The sequence below is a fragment of the Kineosporia sp. NBRC 101731 genome, assembly GCF_030269305.1.
In the GTDB taxonomy this organism is placed as follows: Bacteria; Actinomycetota; Actinomycetes; order Actinomycetales; family Kineosporiaceae; genus Kineosporia.
In genome coordinates, this window is sequence record NZ_BSTC01000003.1 from 463,029 (window position 1) to 480,133 (window position 17,105).

The 17,105-nt window shown below is 69.7% G+C and carries 13 protein-coding genes; 10 read left to right on the top strand and 3 right to left on the bottom strand.

All coding sequences use genetic code 11. From position 1 onward, the window contains the following. Positions 1-223: 223 nt before the first annotated feature. From QSK05_RS12040 to QSK05_RS12085, 10 genes are read left to right on the top strand one after another with little or no spacing between them, the layout of a single operon-like run. Positions 224-2,794, top strand: coding sequence for a fibronectin type III domain-containing protein (locus tag QSK05_RS12040; RefSeq protein ID WP_285597146.1), 2,571 nt, complete (start codon positions 224-226; stop codon positions 2,792-2,794). Positions 2,795-2,849: 55 nt separating this feature from the next. Then, complete coding sequence (locus tag QSK05_RS12045) at positions 2,850-3,818, top strand: AAA family ATPase (protein WP_285597148.1); 969 nt, start codon at positions 2,850-2,852, stop codon at positions 3,816-3,818. Continuing rightward, complete coding sequence (locus QSK05_RS12050; protein ID WP_285597150.1) at positions 3,818-5,002, top strand: DUF58 domain-containing protein; 1,185 nt, start codon at positions 3,818-3,820, stop codon at positions 5,000-5,002. Before QSK05_RS12045 ends, QSK05_RS12050 begins: the two co-directional genes overlap by 1 nt. Continuing rightward, positions 4,999-7,185, top strand: coding sequence for a transglutaminase TgpA family protein (locus QSK05_RS12055; RefSeq protein WP_285597152.1), 2,187 nt, complete (start codon positions 4,999-5,001; stop codon positions 7,183-7,185). Before QSK05_RS12050 ends, QSK05_RS12055 begins: the two co-directional genes overlap by 4 nt. Next, entirely contained in the window at positions 7,182-8,822 is a 1,641-nt protein-coding gene (locus tag QSK05_RS12060) for a protein kinase domain-containing protein (protein ID WP_285597154.1), read from the top strand. The genes QSK05_RS12055 and QSK05_RS12060 overlap by 4 nt, the downstream gene beginning before the upstream one ends. Before the next feature lie 24 nt (positions 8,823-8,846). Then, the gene (locus QSK05_RS12065; RefSeq protein ID WP_285597156.1) at positions 8,847-9,170 is read left to right on the top strand and encodes a hypothetical protein; all 324 of its coding nucleotides are present in this window, start codon (positions 8,847-8,849) and stop codon (positions 9,168-9,170) included. Beyond that, entirely contained in the window at positions 9,167-9,808 is a 642-nt protein-coding gene (locus tag QSK05_RS12070; RefSeq protein WP_285597158.1) for a hypothetical protein, read from the top strand. The genes QSK05_RS12065 and QSK05_RS12070 overlap by 4 nt, the downstream gene beginning before the upstream one ends. 3 nt (positions 9,809-9,811) lie before the next feature. Next, positions 9,812-10,102 (top strand): WXG100 family type VII secretion target, encoded by a 291-nt coding sequence (locus tag QSK05_RS12075; protein ID WP_285597160.1) that lies wholly within the window; start codon positions 9,812-9,814, stop codon positions 10,100-10,102. A 40-nt stretch (positions 10,103-10,142) separates the two neighbouring features. After that, positions 10,143-14,588: an RHS repeat-associated core domain-containing protein gene (locus QSK05_RS12080; protein ID WP_285597162.1), complete on the top strand. Its 4,446-nt coding sequence runs from the start codon at positions 10,143-10,145 to the stop codon at positions 14,586-14,588. A gap of 16 nt (positions 14,589-14,604) precedes the next feature. Continuing rightward, on the top strand, positions 14,605-15,051 hold the full coding sequence (locus QSK05_RS12085) for a hypothetical protein (RefSeq protein WP_285597164.1): 447 nt from the start codon (positions 14,605-14,607) through the stop codon (positions 15,049-15,051). A gap of 40 nt (positions 15,052-15,091) precedes the next feature. On the opposite strand, the gene QSK05_RS12090 is transcribed toward QSK05_RS12085, so the two are convergent. From QSK05_RS12090 to QSK05_RS12100, 3 genes are all read right to left on the bottom strand, one after another. Beyond that, positions 15,092-15,298: a hypothetical protein gene (locus QSK05_RS12090; protein WP_285597166.1), complete on the bottom strand. Its 207-nt coding sequence runs from the start codon at positions 15,296-15,298 to the stop codon at positions 15,092-15,094. A gap of 72 nt (positions 15,299-15,370) precedes the next feature. After that, a complete protein-coding gene (locus QSK05_RS12095) occupies positions 15,371-16,222 on the bottom strand; it encodes a hypothetical protein (protein ID WP_285597168.1) in 852 nt (283 codons plus the stop codon). A 30-nt stretch (positions 16,223-16,252) separates the two neighbouring features. After that, positions 16,253-16,834, bottom strand: coding sequence for a hypothetical protein (locus tag QSK05_RS12100; RefSeq protein ID WP_285597170.1), 582 nt, complete (start codon positions 16,832-16,834; stop codon positions 16,253-16,255). Positions 16,835-17,105 lie beyond the last annotated feature (271 nt).

Below are 17,105 nucleotides of genomic sequence, written 5' to 3' on the forward strand. Positions count from 1 at the left end.
CGGCTGCTAAGGCGAAGGTAATCCTGCGCCCGAGAGCGTCACGCGTCGTCACGGGTCGATGGCATTCGGTGAAAATTGCGAGAGTTTGCCAAGTTTGCAGATGAGTTGGGTACGGTGGCGGACGAAGGTGCTGAAGGAAAGCTCTGTGTTTTTGCGTAGGTAGAGGAACGTCGAGGGGCAGGCTCCCGTAGCGGGAGCGGCAGGACGTTCCGGGGGGAGACCGGTGAACTGGGGTTGGCGCCTGCCGTTGCAGAAACGGCAGGGAGTTGGACTTGCTGCGTGCGTCGCGGTTTTCGCGCTCGTACTGGGTACCGGGCTGCTCGGTGCCCAGGCGACCGGTGCGGTCGTGCGCCTGCAGGACGGTGGCGCCTGGCTGGCCAACGTCGCGCAGGGCTCGGTCACCTGGGTGAACGGGTATGCCGGGCAGGCCGGCAAGACGGTCCCGGTCGGGTCGCTGAGCTCGCCGTTCAAGGTCGTGCAGCGGCCGGACGGTGCCTATGCGGTGGATGAGCAGGGCAACGCCACGCTGATCGACGGGGCGCAGCTCAAGGCCACCGACGCGCCCAGCCCCCTGTCCAGCGGTGTCGACATCGTGGCCAACAGCGCCGCCACCTGGCTGATCGACTCGAAGAAGAACCAGGTCCAGCGCCTCGACCCCGACACCCTCGAGCCGTCGGGGAAGGCCGTCGCGATCAAGGGCGTGACCCAGGCCGTCATCGACAACGAGGGCTACCTCTGGGCCGCGATCCCCTCCGAGGGCGTCGTGGTGCGGATCTGGGACGACGAGAGCGGCCGCACCGAGGTGGGCCGCCCGGGCGAGAACCTGACCGTCGCCGCCGACGAGCAGGGTGAGCACGTCGTGGCTGTGAACACCACGGCCGGATCCACCTTCTCCCTGCACGGCGATGATCCCGCCCGCTCCTTCCCGGCGCTGCCCGCAGGCTCGGGCACCGACGGTCTTCAGGTGGACGTCGATCACGACGGGAGCCTCCTGATCGGCCTGGACGGGCGCGCCGTGGTGGTGCCGGCCGACGGGGAGGGCCGCGCCGTGAGCCTGCCCTCGGGCACGAAGGTCGACCAGGTCGACATCGTCGCGGGCGTCGGGTACGTCACCGACCGTGATTCCGGCAGCCTGGTGCGGGTCGACCTCGGCTCCGCCGCGGGCAAGACCATCCCGAACGTCGGCGACAACGACCTCACCGACGTCGAGGCTCACGGAAACCTGCTGTATCTGAACGACTCCGGTGGTAATCAGGTCAAGGTCGTGAAGCCCGACGGTGTGATCGTGCCGATCGAGAAGTACCGGCCCGGGCAGGACCCGGCGCCCCAGTCCTCTCCCGCGAACACCTCCAGGCCCACCACTCCGACCGATCCGCAGACGGCACCGACGGAGACCGAGGACACCCCGGCGGGTCAGCCCACGCGTACGCCCCGGCGGAACCAGGGCAACCCGGTGACGGGCAAGCCGTCCGCGGGTGACGAGACCCCGCAGGGTGACGAGACCCCGGCCGACGAACCCGAGGTCGAGAAGTCACCGACCCCGTCACCGACGCCGACCGAGGCCGAACCCGAGGCCCCCGGGGCGCCGGCCATCGCCACCCTCACGGCGGACGACGCCAAGGCCGAGCTCGAGTGGAGCGCCGCCGCCGACCGCGGCTCCGCGATCACCGGCTACGAGATCCTCGTCGACAACGCGCCCGTCGAGCAGGTCGGCGCCGACCAGCTGACCTACACGCTGACCGGGTTGACCAACGGCACGCGGTACGGCGTGCGGGTGCGGGCGCTGAGTGAGGTGGGGCAGGGCGATCTCTCCCGCATCAAGTACGTGACGCCCAGTGCCGACCTGCCCGGAGCGCCGCAGAGCGTGACGGCGGCACCGGGCGACGGTCAGATCGTCGTCACCTGGGGCGCCGCCGCGGACGGTCCGCGCAGCACCGTCCAGAACTACGTGGTCACCGTCACGGTGGTCGGCGGGGGCTCAACGACCACCGAGTCCAACGGCCTGCAGTCGACCGTGACCGAGCTGACCAACGGCACGCAGTACACGGTCACGGTGGCCGCCCGGTCGACGGGTGGCACCGGTGAGGCGGCAGCACCGGCCGACGGTCAGCCGGGTAGTGCGGGTACGCCGGCCGTGCCGTCGGGCAAGCCGGGCACCATCACGTTCAAGGCCCCGGTCAACGGCGACAAGCAGGTCACGGTCAGCTGGACCGCCGCGAACGCCGCCGGGAGCCCGATCACCGGGTACGAGGTGAGCGTCGACCAGGGCGCGGCGAAGACCGTGACCACCACCAGCTACACGGCTACTGGACTGACCAACGACGTCAACCACAACGTCCGGGTGCGGGCCGTGAACAAGAACGGTGCCGGGGACTGGGTCTCGGGAACGGTGAAGCCGGTGACGCCGCGCAAGGCGTTCTACCAGTGCCAGTCGAACCAGGTCTCTGACATCTACATGCTCAACAAGACCAACAACTGCAACAATGCCCAGGCTTCCCGGTGGAACACCGGGGTCGAGGTGTTCAAGGTGCCAACGGCGCAGCAGCCCGGCACCGTGCAGTGGATGCGCTGCCAGATGGTCACGGCCCGGGCTATCGTCCGCAAGCAGGCCAAGGCCTGCACGGGCGATTGGACGAGCAACGCCGGAGTGGCCTTCTGGGCCTGGACTTCCGCGCACGCCGGGGCCACTCAGATCGTCGAGTACCACTACTCCAACGGTGGCTACTACTACGCGCCCGTCGGCAAGTCCGCACCGTCCGGTTTCGCCAAGACCGGCGTGAACTTCTGGGTCTGACCGCCCGCAGTCAGCCCGCCCCCTACGAGCCAGCCGAAACACAGGAGAGAGCACGATGTCTGAACTTGCCGAGATCGCGGGAAAGATCCGGTCCAGCGTGGAGCGGGCCCTGCAGGGCAAGCCGGAGCAGGTGCGGCTGGCCGTGATCGCCCTGCTCAGCGAGGGGCACCTGCTGGTCGAGGACGTGCCCGGCGTCGGCAAGACCACGCTCGCCCGGGCGATGGCCGCGACCGTCGAAGGTCGCTGGCAGCGGGTGCAGTTCACCCCCGACCTGCTGCCCTCCGACGTCACCGGTATCACCGTGTACCACCAGCAGGCGCAGAAGTTCGAGTTCCGCCCGGGCCCGGTCTTCGCGAATATCGTGCTCGCCGACGAGATCAACCGGGCCTCCCCGAAGACCCAGTCCGCCCTGCTCGAGGTGATGGAGGAGCGGCACGTCACGGTCGACGGTCGGCAGTACCCGGTGCCCCGTCCGTTCGTGGTGGTCGCCACCCAGAACCCGGTCGAGATGGACGGCACGTTCCGCCTGCCCGAGGCCCAGCTCGACCGCTTCATGATGCGGATCAGCATCGGCTACCCGCAGGCGGAGACCGAGTCGCAGATGCTGCGGCACGAGGCGAACGGCCCGACGGTCGAGTCGATCCGCCCCGTCGTCACCCTCGAGACCGTGCAGCAGATGATCCAGCACATCACCCGGCTGCACGTCGCCGACGAGGTGCGCGACTACATCGTCGCCGTCACCGGGGCCACCCGGTCGCTGCCGGAGGCCCGGATCGGGGCGAGCCCGCGCGCCAGCCTCGCCCTGCTGCGGGCGTCCCGTACCTCGGCCGCCGTCGACGGGCGTGACTTCGTCACCGCCGACGACGTGAAGACCATGGCATCCGCTGTGCTTTCGCACCGGCTGATCCTCACCCCGCAGGCCGAGATGGCCGGCGTCACCCAGGCCGACCTCGTTGACCGGGTGATCAGCGGCCTGCCCACGCCGACCTCGCGGGCGGCAGGAGCGGGCAGCCGCCGGTGGTGATGACTGATCCGGTGAGCCTGGGCAACCCGGAAACCGTTGACCTGGGCCGGATCCGGCTCAGTCCGGCCGGGCGCGCCCTGCTGGCCGTCGCGGGGGTGGGCCTGGTCGCCGGCTTCGCGCTCGGTTACCGCGAACTGATCGGGCTGGCCGGAGCGGCCGGGCTCCTCGTGCTGGTCGCGGTCGCCCAGGTGGTGCTGCGCGTGTCGGTCCGGGTCGAGCGCAGCATCTCGCCCCAGCGGGTCACCGTCGGCGAGACGGCCATGGGCATGCTGCAGATCCACGTGCGCGGCCGGGGGCGTTCCATGCGCGCCACCGACACGGTCGGCGGCCGGGTGCACGAGATCCCGGTCCCGCCGGGCGGTGGCGACGTGCGGCGGGTGGTGTACGAACTCGACACCAGCCGCCGGGGCGTCTTCCCGGTCGGTCCGCTGCGGGTGCACCAGCACGACCTCACCGACCTCGCCCACCGGCAGCGGGAGGTCGGCGACCTGCTGCAGCTGATCGTCCGTCCGGTCACCCATTCTTTGCGCCAGCCCGCCCAGGGGCGCTCGCGTGACCTCGAGGGTCCGCGCACCACGTCTGGTTCGGAGAGCGGCGTCACGTTCTCCGGCCTGCGCGAGTACGTGATGGGCGACGACCTGCGCATCATCCACTGGAAGGGACTGGCCCGCGGCGGGCCGCTGACCGTGCGCACGCACGTGGACAGCACCCGCAGCGACATCCTCGTCCTGCTCGACGACCGGGCCGACTCCTACCGCACCGAGAACGATTTCGAGCAGGCCGTCTCGTTCGCGGCCTCGGTCGCGGCGATGGCCTTCGAGGCCGCGGTGACCGTGCGGGTGATACCCGTGAACGGGCCCACCCTGGCCGGTTCCGCGGCCGCCGTCCTGGACGGGCTGGCGGGTATCGCGCTGATGCCCGCTGCTCCCGGTGGGCCGTCCCTGGCCGGTGTGGCGCAGCAGGGGTCGTTCCAGGGTGGTCGCAGTGCGGTCGCCGTGCTGGGACCGAACGCCGCGGGCGAACTCTCGTCCCTGGCCGCCCTTCGGCAGAGCTGGGGCACGGTGGTGGCCGCCGTCGTCGACCCGCGCCCCTCGCAGAGCCACCTGACCGACTCCGGCGTCTCTGTCATCGCCGAGGCGAGCGCCGCCGACCTGGCGCTGGCCTGGAACCGGAGATACGCATGAGCGCCCCGGTGCTCGACGCACCCACCCGCCGCGCTCCGGTGACGTCCCGGCCGGTACCCCGGCCCGCCACGCCGCAACCGGCTCGTGACACCGCCGCCGGGCGTCGCCTCGTCCTCGGTCTCCTCACCGTCCTGGCCGCGTCCTGGGCCTGGTGGCGCATCTACCCGGCGGCCTGGCTGCCGGTGCCCGCCCTGGCGGGCGTGCTGCTCGGTGCGGGGGCGGTCGTGCTGGCCGATCAGGGGACGAGGTCTGCACCGGCCCTGCGCACCCCGGCCCGGGTGGTGGCCCTGGTTCTCCTGGCCTTCCTGGCCGGCCTGATCACCGCTCTCACCGTGGCGGTGCCCCGGGCGGCGAGCCCGGCCGCGGCCGTCACCGGGGTGAGCGACGCGATGACCGGGGGGCTGGCCCGCATCCTCACCACCACGCTGCCCGCACCCCCGGCCCCCGACCTGCTGCCGCAGTTCGCCGTGCTCTGCGCGCTGGCCGCGGCCGTGACGACGGCGATCGCCCGCAGCCGGGAAGGCCTGGTGCTCGCGGCCCCGGCCCTGTGCCTGCTGCTGACGGCCCTGGTCTGCGGCGTCGGGGGCGCCGGATCGCCGCTGCTGGTCAGCCTCCCGTTCGTGGTGGTGGCCGGCCTGCTGGTGCTGCCGCGTCTGCGGATCGTTCCGGTCCTGGTGACCGGCCTGGTGCTGGCCCTGGGCTGCGCGGGCGGGCTGGCCCTGGCCGACGCCGCGCGCGAGCCCCTCGACCCCCGGCACCTGACCGCGCCGCCCCTGCGGGCGCAGCAGCCGACCGCGCCGATGGACGAGATCGCCGGCTGGCTGCGGCATTCCCAGGACACGGCGTTCACCGCCACCGTCGATGCGGGCTGGCGCGAGAACCCGCAGCCCTGGCGCATCGCCTCCCTCGACACGTACGACGGCATCCGCTGGACCAGCAGCACCCCGGCCGTGCCGATCGGCTACGACCTGCCCGCCTCCTCGGCCGGGAACAGCACGGGCACGTCGCTGGTGAGCATCACCCCCGGCGATCTGGACGGCGTCTACGTGCCGGTGCCCGGTCGCCTGGAGCACCTGGCCCGGCCCGGCATGACCTACGACCTGACCGGCGAGACCCTCGTCGACCCGGACGGTGTGCACGGCGTCTACGACCAGACGGTGTCCCTGCCGGACTTCACCGGGCTGGAGAAAGCCCCCGCCGGACGGGCCGTCTCGGGAGACCCCAGCCTGGCCTTGGACGGTTGCACCGACGACCGCATCCTGAACCTGGCCGAGACGGCCGCCACCGGCGCCGGGTCGAACGCCCACGCCCAGGCGCAGGCGCTGCAGACCTGGTTCCACGACACCCCGTCTCTGCGCCTGGACCCGGAGGCCGAGCCCGGTGACAGCTGCGCCCGGGTGCTGGAACTGCTCGACACCACCACCGGTGCGGGCAACGGCACCCCCGACCAGTTCGCGACCGCGTACGTGCTGATGGCCCGCAGCCTGGGTCTGCCGGCCCGGGTCGCGGTCGGGTTCGAGGCGGGCAAGGCCGATGACAGCGGCAAGGTCACGGTGAGCTTCGGCGACGCGACCGCCTGGCCGGAGATCTGGTTCGACGGGGCCGGCTGGGTGCCGTTCTCCGCGGTGCCCGAGCGCACCGGCTCGGCGCAGACCCAGCCGGAGGAGAAGCAGGAGACGAAGACGCCCGACAGCCCGCAGGACGCCTCGGACAGCGCGCAGCAGCAGGATCCGGTCCCGCCGCCGACGGCCCGCCCCGCCGACGGGTCCGGCCACGCCGTCCTGATCGTGGTCGGTGCGTCGGTGCTGGCCCTGATCGTGATGCTGCCCCTGGCCGGGCTCGCGCTCGGTCTGGCCCGCCGCCGGCGTCGGCGGGGGAGCGGTCCACTCGGGGCCTGGGCCGAACTGCTCGACCGGCTGGCCGATCTCGGCCATCCCTGTGCCGGGAAGACCTCGTCGGAGGTGCGGACGGTGCTCTCCGGCCTCACCTCGCGCAGCGACTCCGAGGCCCGGGCCCTGGCCGATCTGGTGGACACCGAGGTCTACGCCGGTCCCGAACGCCCGGCGGGCGGCCCGGACGCCTGGACGCTGTTGCGCAACATCGAGAAGGCGCTGGCCGGGAAGTCGTCGTGGTGGCGCCGCGTCCTGCACCGGATCGACCCCCGGCCCCGGAGGTGGGCATGACCGACGAAGCCTCCCGTCTGGTCGAGGCGATCCCCGAGCTCGACGGCGTCACCGGGATGAAAGCCGTCGCCAGTGGCGGGTTCAGCCGCATCTACCAGGCCTACCAGCCGGCCCTGAACCGGACCGTGGCGATCAAGATCGTCGAGTCCAGCGGTATCGACCCGCGCACCCGGGAGCGGTTCGCCCGGGAGATGGGCATGACCGGGATGCTCGGCGAGCACCCGCACATCGTCGACGTCTACCATTCCGGCCTCACCCGCAGCGGCGAGCCGTTCCTGATGATGCGCTGGTACGAGGGCGGTTCCCTGGCCGACGGCCTGCGCGAGAGCGGGCCGATGCCGACGGCCGTGTTGCTGCCGTTCGCCGTCAAGGTCACCTCCGCGCTGGCGTACGTGCACCGGCACCAGATGCTGCACCGCGACATCAAGCCGGGCAACATCCTGCTCACCGCGCTGAACGAGCCGGTGCTGGCCGACTTCGGCATTGCGGTGGACGCCCGTCAGGCCGGCACGGCCACCGCCGTCTGGACCCCGGTGCACGCCGCTCCCGAGGTGATGGCCTACGAGGAGCCGACACCCAGCTCCGACATCTGGTCGCTCGGGTCGACGCTGTACGCCGCCCTCGCGGGACGCCCGCCGTTCCCCGTCGATCCGGGGAACACGCTCGCCTCGATCCAGCAGCGGTTCCGGGCGGCGCCGCCGCCGTTCGTGCGCACCGACGTCCCCTCGTCCCTCACCGATCTGCTCGCCCAGGCCCTCGCGACGAAACCGGACGACCGCCCGGACGCCGTCGGGATCGTCACCCGGCTGCAGGAGATCGAACGGGAGTGCGGGCTGCCGGTGACGAGTGCGCCGGGTGTGATCACGGCGCCGGGGCGGTCGGGCCCGGCTCGGCCTCAGCCACCGCGTCCGGTTCCGCCTGAGTCACCGAGCACCGGCGGGCCGTCGTTCACGCCGAAGCTGGCTGATTCGTCAAGGTCTTCGGAACCCTCGGCGTCGCTGCCGTTCGGGGCGGTCCTGCTCGGCGGTGCCGACCCGAGGGCCCTTCAGGAGGAAGCCACGCTGGTACCGCAGCGATCCGCGGCAGCCTCCGGGGGCGTCCTCTCGTTGCCCTCCGAGGTGACCGGGACACCCGACGCCCCGACCGTTCTGGGCGCGGACGTGATCCGGGACAAACCTCAGGGCTGGTCATGGAAGCGTCGCCTGGTCACGGCGGCGCTCGGCGGGCTCTCGACCCTCGTCCTGGTGCTGGTGGCTCTGTCGGTGATGGCCCCGGACCGCTCGAACCCTGACGAAACCCCAGAAGTAACAGCGAGCTTCGCCCCTCCGGTGGTCAGTGGGCTGCGCCGGACCGACAGGAGCCCGACGAGCATCACCATTGCCTGGCACACCCAGGGCGCCTACGTTTACCCGCACCGGGTGGTGTTCGAGGGTGGTCAGCCGGTGTGGCTCAAGGACGACGAGAACAAGGCGGAGATCGCGGTGCTGACCGGTCTGGAACCTGGTACCCGGTACTGCATCCGGCTCGACGCGGTGTACACGCTGCCGCAGACCCCGGCGCCGCAGGCCTCTTCGACGGCGGGCCCGAAGATCGCGAGCTCGTCGTCCGAACGCAAATGCTTCTGGACCGCCCAGTGAGGACGCGTACGAGGGAGGGTCTGCGTGGCTGACAGTTTCGGGGTGGACGTGCGGGTGGCGGAGGAGATGGCGCGCCATCTGGCCGACATCCGCACCTCGTTCAACGATCTGCAGAACATCTTCGGGTCGCAGGGCGGGGTCACCGGTTCCTCACGGGTCCAGAGCGCCCTGGACGATTTCGCGAGCGAGTCGTCCGACGTCCGCAAGAAGCTCGACGAGTCCCTGGAGCGTGCCGCCGGCATGCTGTCGGGCCTGGCCACCGGGGCGGGGCAGCTGGACACCGGGCTGGCTGACGCGGTGACCGTGGACCCGGCCCAGGTCGCAGCCACGAGCGGGAGCGCACCATGACCACCACTATGGGTACCGAGGCCGAAAAGCCGGCGTTCACCATCCGGGTTCCCCCGGTCTGGTTCGAGTTCGACGTCTGGCGTGCGACCCGCACCGGCGACCTGGCCCGCCTGGTCGACACCCGGATCGCGGGCGACACCCGGCTCTCCCGGTTCCGGGCCCCGCTGCTGAAGGCCTTGCGGGAGGCCGCCGAACAGGCCGAACGGCAGGGCGCCATGATCTGCGCCGCGATGATGCAGCCGCAGGAGGAGGCCGTGCTCGCTGCCATGCTCACGGTCTTCCACCGTGCGGACACGCCCGCGGAGACGGTCGAGGCGATCGCCGCGCAGATCACCTCGACCGCGCCCGGCGAGGGGTCGAACTCCTGGCGGCGTGTCGAGATTACCTCCACCACGGCTGGTTCCGCCGTGCGGGTGACCGGGGTGGAAGCCGTGCGGTTCGGCGACGGATCGGCGGACTGCGTCACCATGCAGACCCTGATCCCGGCGCCCGCCGGAGGCGTTGTCAATGTCGTCCTGACCAGCCCGCAGATCGAACTCACCGAATCCTGGCTCGACCTGTTCGACGCGATCAGCTCCACCTTCGCGTGGTCGAGTGAAACCGGTACCACCCGGAAAACCGAAACAACAGAGGGGTAAACCATGTCGATCAACGTGCGTTACGAGGACCTGCAGAGCACCGCCACGCAGCTCAACAGCGGCCGTGAGGAAATGGTCGCCAACCTGAACCGGCTCAAGGGTCTCGTCGACTCCCTGGTCAGCAGCGGCTTCGTCACCGACCAGGCGTCGGGCCGCTTCCAGCAGTCGTACCAGCAGTGGAACACCGGTGCCAGCAACGCCATCCAGGGCCTCGAGGGCATGTCCCAGTTCCTGAACACGGCGATCGCCAAGCACCAGCAGCTGGACTCGGAGCTGGGCTCCGCCGCGGGCTGACGCAGTAGTTCGACCGAAGAGACGCTGAGGAGGGGGACCAGTGGCTGACTGGGCAGTTCTGAACCGGAGCGATCCGGCGCCGGGTGACGTCGAAGGCACCCGTGCGCTGGGCCGCAGGCTGCTGAACCAGGCGGCGACGGTGGAGCAGGAGACTGCCCGGTTGCGGTCACTGGCCTCTTCCAGCGGTGATCTGAAGATGGCCGGTGACTACGCGGCCGAGTACACGGCGACGCTGAGCGAGCTGCCGGACGACCTGTCCAAGCTCGGGGTCGCCTACCGGGGCTGCGGCAATGCCCTGACCCGGTTCGCGGAAGACCTGTCCGTGGCCAAGAGCAAGGCCAAGCAGGCCCTTTCCGACGGGGTGGACGCGGACACCCGCTACCGGTCGGCGCTCCAGGACCTGAAATCGCTGTTGCCGCCCGACCAGCAGGGGCTGGCGTCCAACGGCCTCAGTCTCAGCCCGTCGGCGGTCGACGCGGCCACGGTGTCGCTGGACGAGAACACCCGGGCCCAGATCCGTCACGCCGCCAGTCGCGCGCGCACCGCCGACAGCGATCTGGACCGCGCCCGCACCCTGGCAGACCAGGCCGCCGCGCTGCGGGGTGACGCCGAGGACCGCGCCGAGCGGGGCATCAACGACTCGCTCGAGGGCAGCGGCATCAAGAACAAGTCCTGGGCGCAGAAGGCCTGGGACACCGTGTCCAAGCCGTTCCGCTCCTGGGACGACTTCGTCTCCCTGTGTGGCACCGTCGCCCTGGTCGCGGGCGTCGCGGCGTTGTTCATCTCCGGCCCGATCGGCTGGGCCCTGATGGCCGCGGCCCTGGTGGCGGGCGCGGTGGTCTTCGGCGACAGCCTGGTGAAATATGCCAACGGAGAAGTGGGCCTGGGCACGGTGGCCCTCAACGCCCTGGGCCTGATCCCCGGCGGGCGGGGTGTGGTCAGTCTGACCCGTTTCGGCCGGGCGCTGGGCCCCCTGGGCAAGGCCCTGACCTCTCCGGGCGGTTTCCGGGTGCTGGCCTCCACCGCCGGCAAGGGCCTGCGGAACCTGGCCACCGCCTTCCCCCATGCACTCTCGACCGCCGGTGGCGGTATCCGCAGCGCGTTGGCCAACCCGAAACTGGCCGCGCGCGCCTTCGCCTGCCGGTTCCTGGGGCGCGACCCGATCGACATGGTCAGCGGCGAGATGGTCATGCAGATGACCGATTTCGAGCTGCCCGCTCTGCTCCCGATCGTGCTGGAGCGCACGTACGCCTCGTCGTACGGGGTGGGCCGCTGGTTCGGCCCGTCGTGGAGCAGCTTCCTCGACCAGCGCCTGGAGGTCGATGCGCAGGGCGTGTGCTTCGCCTACACCGAGGCCGTGCTGCTGACCTACCCGTCGCTGGCCCCGGGTGAGAGCGCGCTGCCCGACGAGGGCCCCCGCGTGCCCCTGACCCGGCGTAGCGACGGCCACTACTCGATCACGGAACCCGATACCGGCCGCACCTTCTGGTTCGCCCCGCCGCCGGCCGAAGGCCACGCGGTGCTGCCCCTGGCCGCCGTGAGCGACCGCAACAGCAACCGCATCGACCTGGGCTACGACCCGTCCACCGGCTGGCTCGCCGAGATCACCCACACCGGCGGCTACCGCGTGCACGTGGAATGCCAGGACGGCCACATCACCGAGTTCCGCCTCGCCGGACGCGACGGCTCGGACGACACCACGATCATCCGCTACGGGTACGACGATCGCGGCCGGCTGACCGACGTCATCAATTCTTCCGGTCTGCCGTTGAAATTCGGCTACGACCGCCACCACCGCATCACCTCGTGGACCGACCGCAACGGCACCTGGTACCGCTACACCTACGACGGGGCCGGGCGGGTCATCCGCACGGCGGGGTCGGCGCACTGCCTCGACGGGCAGATGCGGTACGACACCGAGAACCGGGTGACGGTCGAGGTGAACTCGCTGGGGGCGCAGACCGCTTACCACTACAACGAAGACGGTCAGGTCGTGCGGGTGGTGGATGCTCGTGGGCAGGCCACTCGTCATCTTTGGGACCGGTATCACCGCAAGACCGGCGAGGTCGATCCACTGGGCCGGAGCACGCGGTTCGACTACGACGAGAACGACGACCTGATCCGGGTCGTGCGACCCGACGGTGCTTCCTTCAGATCGGAGTACGACGAGAGGCACCGGGTTGTCCGGTACGTGGAGCCGGACGGTTCCGCATGGGGGCAGGAGTTCGACCAATACGGCAATGTCAGAGCGGTCACCGATCCGTTGGGGGCAGTGACCACCTTCAGCTACGACGCCACGGGGGCCATGCGAAGGCGGGTCGATCCGCTCGGGCGCGTTACCGAGTACACAGTGGACACAGCCGGTCTGGCGCTCTCCTTCACCGATGCGCTCGGCAACGCCACCGGCCTGGAACGGGATGCCTTCGGGCGGGTCACGGCTCTGACCGATGCTCGGGGCAACACCACGCGCTACCAGTGGACCGTCGAAGGGCGGATTGCCCGCGAGACCCTTCCGGACGGGGTGACCCGTTCGTGGGGGTACGACGCCGAGAACAACCTCGTTGAGTACGTCGATCCGATGGGCGGTTCGTCGACGACGGAGTACACGAGTTTCGACCTTCCCTCGGTCAGGACCGATGCGATCGGTGGGCGTCTGGTGCTCACCTACGACACCGAGCTACGCCTGACCTCTGTCACCGACCCCCGTGGTCTGGTCTGGCGGTACGAGTACGACGCCTGCGGGGCGATGCTGCGGGAGACCGATTACGACGGTCGCGTCCTCACGTATCGCCGGGATGCGGTCGGCCACGTGATCGGGCATACGAATGCGGTCGGCGAAACCGTGGAGATGGCCTACGACGAGCTGGGGAACCTGGTGTCCCGGCGTGGGGGCGGTGAGAATTCCACCTTCCGCTACGACGCCATGTCCCGGCTGCTGCTCGCCGCCAACCAGGACTCCCAGGTGGAGTTCGTCCGGGACCGGATGGGCCGTGTGCTCGCCGAGACCGTCGACGGCCGCACGGTCGAGTCCCGCTACGACCGGGCAGGCCACCGGGTGCAGCGGCGCTCGCCGAGCGGGGCGACAAGCGTGTGGCAGTACGACCGGGCGGGCCGTCCGGCGGTGCTGACCCTCGGCGAGCAGCGGGTCAGCTTCTCCTACGACGCCGACGGCAGCGAGATCGAGCGTCGGCACGGTCATGCGGTCATGCGCCAGGCCTGGAGTGCATCGGGGCAGCTCCTGGGACAGGCCGTGGACACGCTGGCCGGTGCTCCGGCCACCGATACTGCCGTGCAGCGGCGGGTTTTCGGGTACGACCGCTTCGGGCGTCTGACCGATGAAGACGACACCCTGCGCGGAGTTCGGCGGTACGAGCTGGACCCGCTGGACCGAGTCGTCGCGGTGCACGATGGTGGCGCGAAACAGGAGCAGTACACCTACGACGCCGGGGGCAGTCTGGCGGGTGCAGGGACGGCCTGGGTATTCGAAGGCAGCCATCTCCGAGCCACTGCTGACTTCAGCTATGAGTATGACGCCCAGGGGCGCCTGAGCCGTCGCGTCCGCCGCGATCCGGAGGGTCAGGAGCAGACCTGGTTCTTCCGGTGGAACGTCATGGGCCGGATGACCTCCGTCGTGACGTCTTCGGGGGAACGGTGGCGGTACACCTACGACGCGCTCGGGCGCCGCACGAGCAAGCAGCTGCTGGCCGCTGACGGTGCGGTTGAGAGGGCGGTCGTGTTCTCCTGGGACGGTAACGCCTTGGTGGAGGCCGCGGAGAGGGCCGGAGCCGCAAAGCGAGTCACCACCTGGGAGTGGCACCCTGACGACAACCGTCCGCTGATCCAGTCGGGCGACGACCGATGCTTCAGCATTGTCACGGATTTCGTCGGAACTCCCACGGAACTGGTTACTCCGGACGGTGCCGTGGCCTGGCAGTCCGGCGGTAACCTCTGGGGGCTGCAGAGCGGTGACACCGAACAACTCTGCCCGCTGGGCTTCCCCGGTCAGTACCGTGACACCGAGACCGGCTTGCTCTACAACCAGCAGCGATACTACGACCCGGCCGGCGCCGTCTACGTGAGTCCGGATCCTCTGGGCATCGCTCCGGACGTCAATCCGTACGCGTACGTGCCCAATCCACTGACGTGGGTGGATCCGCTCGGACTGGCGCCCTACCAGGCGCCCAAGGTGCCGGACCCCTTTGCCGTCCGGGTCCAGGCCCAGGGCGGAGGGCTGGAAAAGAGCGTCGTGCTGTCGAAGACGACCCCGGTCACGGTGGAGGAAGCGCTCGAAGCCATGAAGAACCTGAAGGGTCAGCTGTCCAAGAAGGAGCTGAAAGAGCGAGCCGAGTTCTTCGCCAGGGCCGAGAAATGGATCCGGAATGCCCCCAAGGGAGGCGGCGTGAGCCCGATGGGCAAGACTTTCAACTTGCACACCCCGATCCGTGTGGACATCGAGATCCTGCGCGGTCTCAACCTGACAAGCTGAAACCTGGGAGTACGTGGTGCTGGATCCGGAAGCTCTGTCACAGTTCCTGGCCGATGACGAGCACTATCAGGCTGCCGAAAGGATGTGGTGGGACTGGCTCGTAGTACAGCTGCGTGAGGTGCCGGGTCGGCCGGAGTGGGTGTCGTGGAACGTTGTACCCGGGCAGGGCACTGTCGATGACGACGAGGCGGGCAACCCCGTCCTGAGCGCCCGTGCGACGGACTTCAGCCGAGCACTCCGCATGATTCAGCATGCTCCGGAGCCTGAGAACACTGATGTGGTCTTTGCATCCTGGGTCACCCGCTGTCCGCCGGATTTCGAGGAACTGCCGCGGGAGGAGCTCGTGGTGAGTCTGATTGCATCTGCGGTGGCCGTGGAGCGAGCCGAACGTCTGGTGCGGGCCTGGTTGTCGGGTGCAGACAGGGACAAGCTGCAGGAGATCAATCCAGACCACGAGGAATGACCGCGTCCGGACATCATGACCATGCTCCCGACCGGTGCGATCAGCTGGGGTGAATGAGTGCCCTGACCCAGGTGCCGTCCTCGGCCGGATAGGTATCCAGAACCAGGCCGGCTTCCGCGAGGGCACTCTCGAACTCCTCGGCCGTCAACGGCCGGGACAGGAAGGTCTGGGTCCAGCGGGAGTCCGGGTAGACATTCTCGACCTGCACCGACCGCACGCCCGGGCCGACCGGTTCTGAGGAGAGCACCCGCACCACTCCGTTGCCGCTGGTCCGGACGCCTTCGCCAACGTGTTGCCCAGGGGACGCGTTCCGGGGAGGTCAGACCCTCGCCACGGTGACCAGGATCGGCGACGTACCTCCAAGATGCACGAAACAGTCGGCGAGCGCCCCGGCGAGCCAGCCGATGGTCTCGCCCGTCCACTCGACGAGTTGCCCGGTGATAACGGCTCCGTGGGCGTCAGGAGCGTTCCAGAAGAAGTTGTCCGTGGGATCGGTCAAGGGCTCCGGCGTCGGTGGCACGAAGCCGTCGACAACGAAAACTTTCTGATCGAGCCCGGCCAGGAATTCGCCGAGACGGTTCAGCGATGACCGGTTTCCCTCACCGTCCGCGCTGCTGACGCTGACCCGTACCTCGGCGCGGGTGGTCGGGTCGCCGTCGAGGAAGTAGTCCGCGACCGACAGCGACGGGATCGGGGTGGAGGAGGCCCGCGGTGAGGTGGTGAGCGCTTGCGTGGGCAGTTCGATGCGGACCTTGGTGAGTCGCAGTGTGCCCAGACGGCCGGTCGCGGCTTCGGCGCAGGCGAGGAACGGCTGGGTGGGCAGCGGGCGATCGCTGGGCACCGTGCTGGCCTCGACCTGGAACCAGGTGATCTGATCGGAGCCTGCCGGGGCGTCGTCGTTCCGGCTGCCGGCGTCGTTCATGGCCCAGAGGCCGGGCGCCTGCAGGAGATCGGCAGAGCCACTGCGGTCGTCGAGCCAGCCCATGGCCCGGGAACGGTCGTGGAAGAGCGCGTAGGGATCGTTCCGGGGTTCCTCGAGCGAGTGCGGTGAGAGGTCGCCGTACAGAGCGGCATACAGGGTGCCCGCCGAAGGTGGCGAGCCCGGTAGAACACCGGGCTCGCTCGCCTCGGCGCGATACCGGAGCGGCTGATGTTTCGATGATTCAGTCATGGCGCTACCAGTATCGCAATCGCCTTGCGGCTAGAACGTGCGGCAGGCGACGTTCGCCTTCTTCGAGTGATAGTCACTCGGGTCCGTACGGCCGTCGACGTCCACGTCTACCCGGTTGGTCCATGTCGTCATGACGTTCGTGTGGCAGGCAATTCGCGAGTTTGCCCGCTTTCCTGTGCCCGGCTTCACCTTTCGGCTGTTGCAGTCCTTCTGGTAGAAGTACCCGTCCGTGTACCACTCGTACAGGCAGCTCGTGACGTGAGCAGTGGCTGCGGTACACGTGCCCTTCTGCCACCAACCGTGGCCGGACACGTCCACCTTGGTCTTGCTGACGTGCGGATTGTCCACACCCGTCTCCGGGGTGCAGCTGATCTGCGCTGTCGTCATGGATCCGCTGTCGTCGGCCGGCGCGATCACGTTGCCTGCCTCGTCCTTGTAACCCTTGACATCGTCGGCGTCGGACACGACGCCGGGAACGGCCCCGTCGGTCACCGCACCACTCGTCGGTGTCGGCGTAGGTGCCGTGTCGTCGGCCATCGCCGGTGCTCCCGCCAGCAGGGAGATGCTCAGGGTCACCCCCGCCCCGAGAATGCCAAATCGAACTGCTCGCATGCTTTTCCCCTCCAGCTAACTCATGTGTCTTGCCTCGTGCCACCGGACGCTGCTGCTCAGGTGCCCGGCTCCCCGAACGTCCCGCGTCCGGGCTGGTGCGCCTGTCGTCGGCGAAGCGGGCGTCGGATGGCGCCCATACGTGATTCGCCGGTGCGCGGTCGCCCCAGGACCTCGCTGACAGGTTCGGCCGTGACCTTCCCCCATCCCGGTATCAACGGCCATTTCCGGATATTCCTGATCATCGTGAGGGGTGAGGGGTAGGTCAAGTGCC

Excerpts from the sequence above, each read along its gene's own strand:
- QSK05_RS12100 (WP_285597170.1), bottom strand. The coding sequence starts at position 16,834 with ATGCGAGCAGTTCGATTTGGCATTCTCGGGGCGGGGGTGACCCTGAGC.
- QSK05_RS12050 (WP_285597150.1), top strand. The coding sequence starts at position 3,818 with ATGACTGATCCGGTGAGCCTGGGCAACCCGGAAACCGTTGACCTGGGC.
- QSK05_RS12055 (WP_285597152.1), top strand. The coding sequence starts at position 4,999 with ATGAGCGCCCCGGTGCTCGACGCACCCACCCGCCGCGCTCCGGTGACG.
- QSK05_RS12095 (WP_285597168.1), bottom strand. The coding sequence starts at position 16,222 with ATGACTGAATCATCGAAACATCAGCCGCTCCGGTATCGCGCCGAGGCG.
- QSK05_RS12045 (WP_285597148.1), top strand. The coding sequence starts at position 2,850 with ATGTCTGAACTTGCCGAGATCGCGGGAAAGATCCGGTCCAGCGTGGAG.
- QSK05_RS12075 (WP_285597160.1), top strand. The coding sequence starts at position 9,812 with ATGTCGATCAACGTGCGTTACGAGGACCTGCAGAGCACCGCCACGCAG.
- QSK05_RS12060 (WP_285597154.1), top strand. The coding sequence starts at position 7,182 with ATGACCGACGAAGCCTCCCGTCTGGTCGAGGCGATCCCCGAGCTCGAC.
- QSK05_RS12070 (WP_285597158.1), top strand. The coding sequence starts at position 9,167 with ATGACCACCACTATGGGTACCGAGGCCGAAAAGCCGGCGTTCACCATC.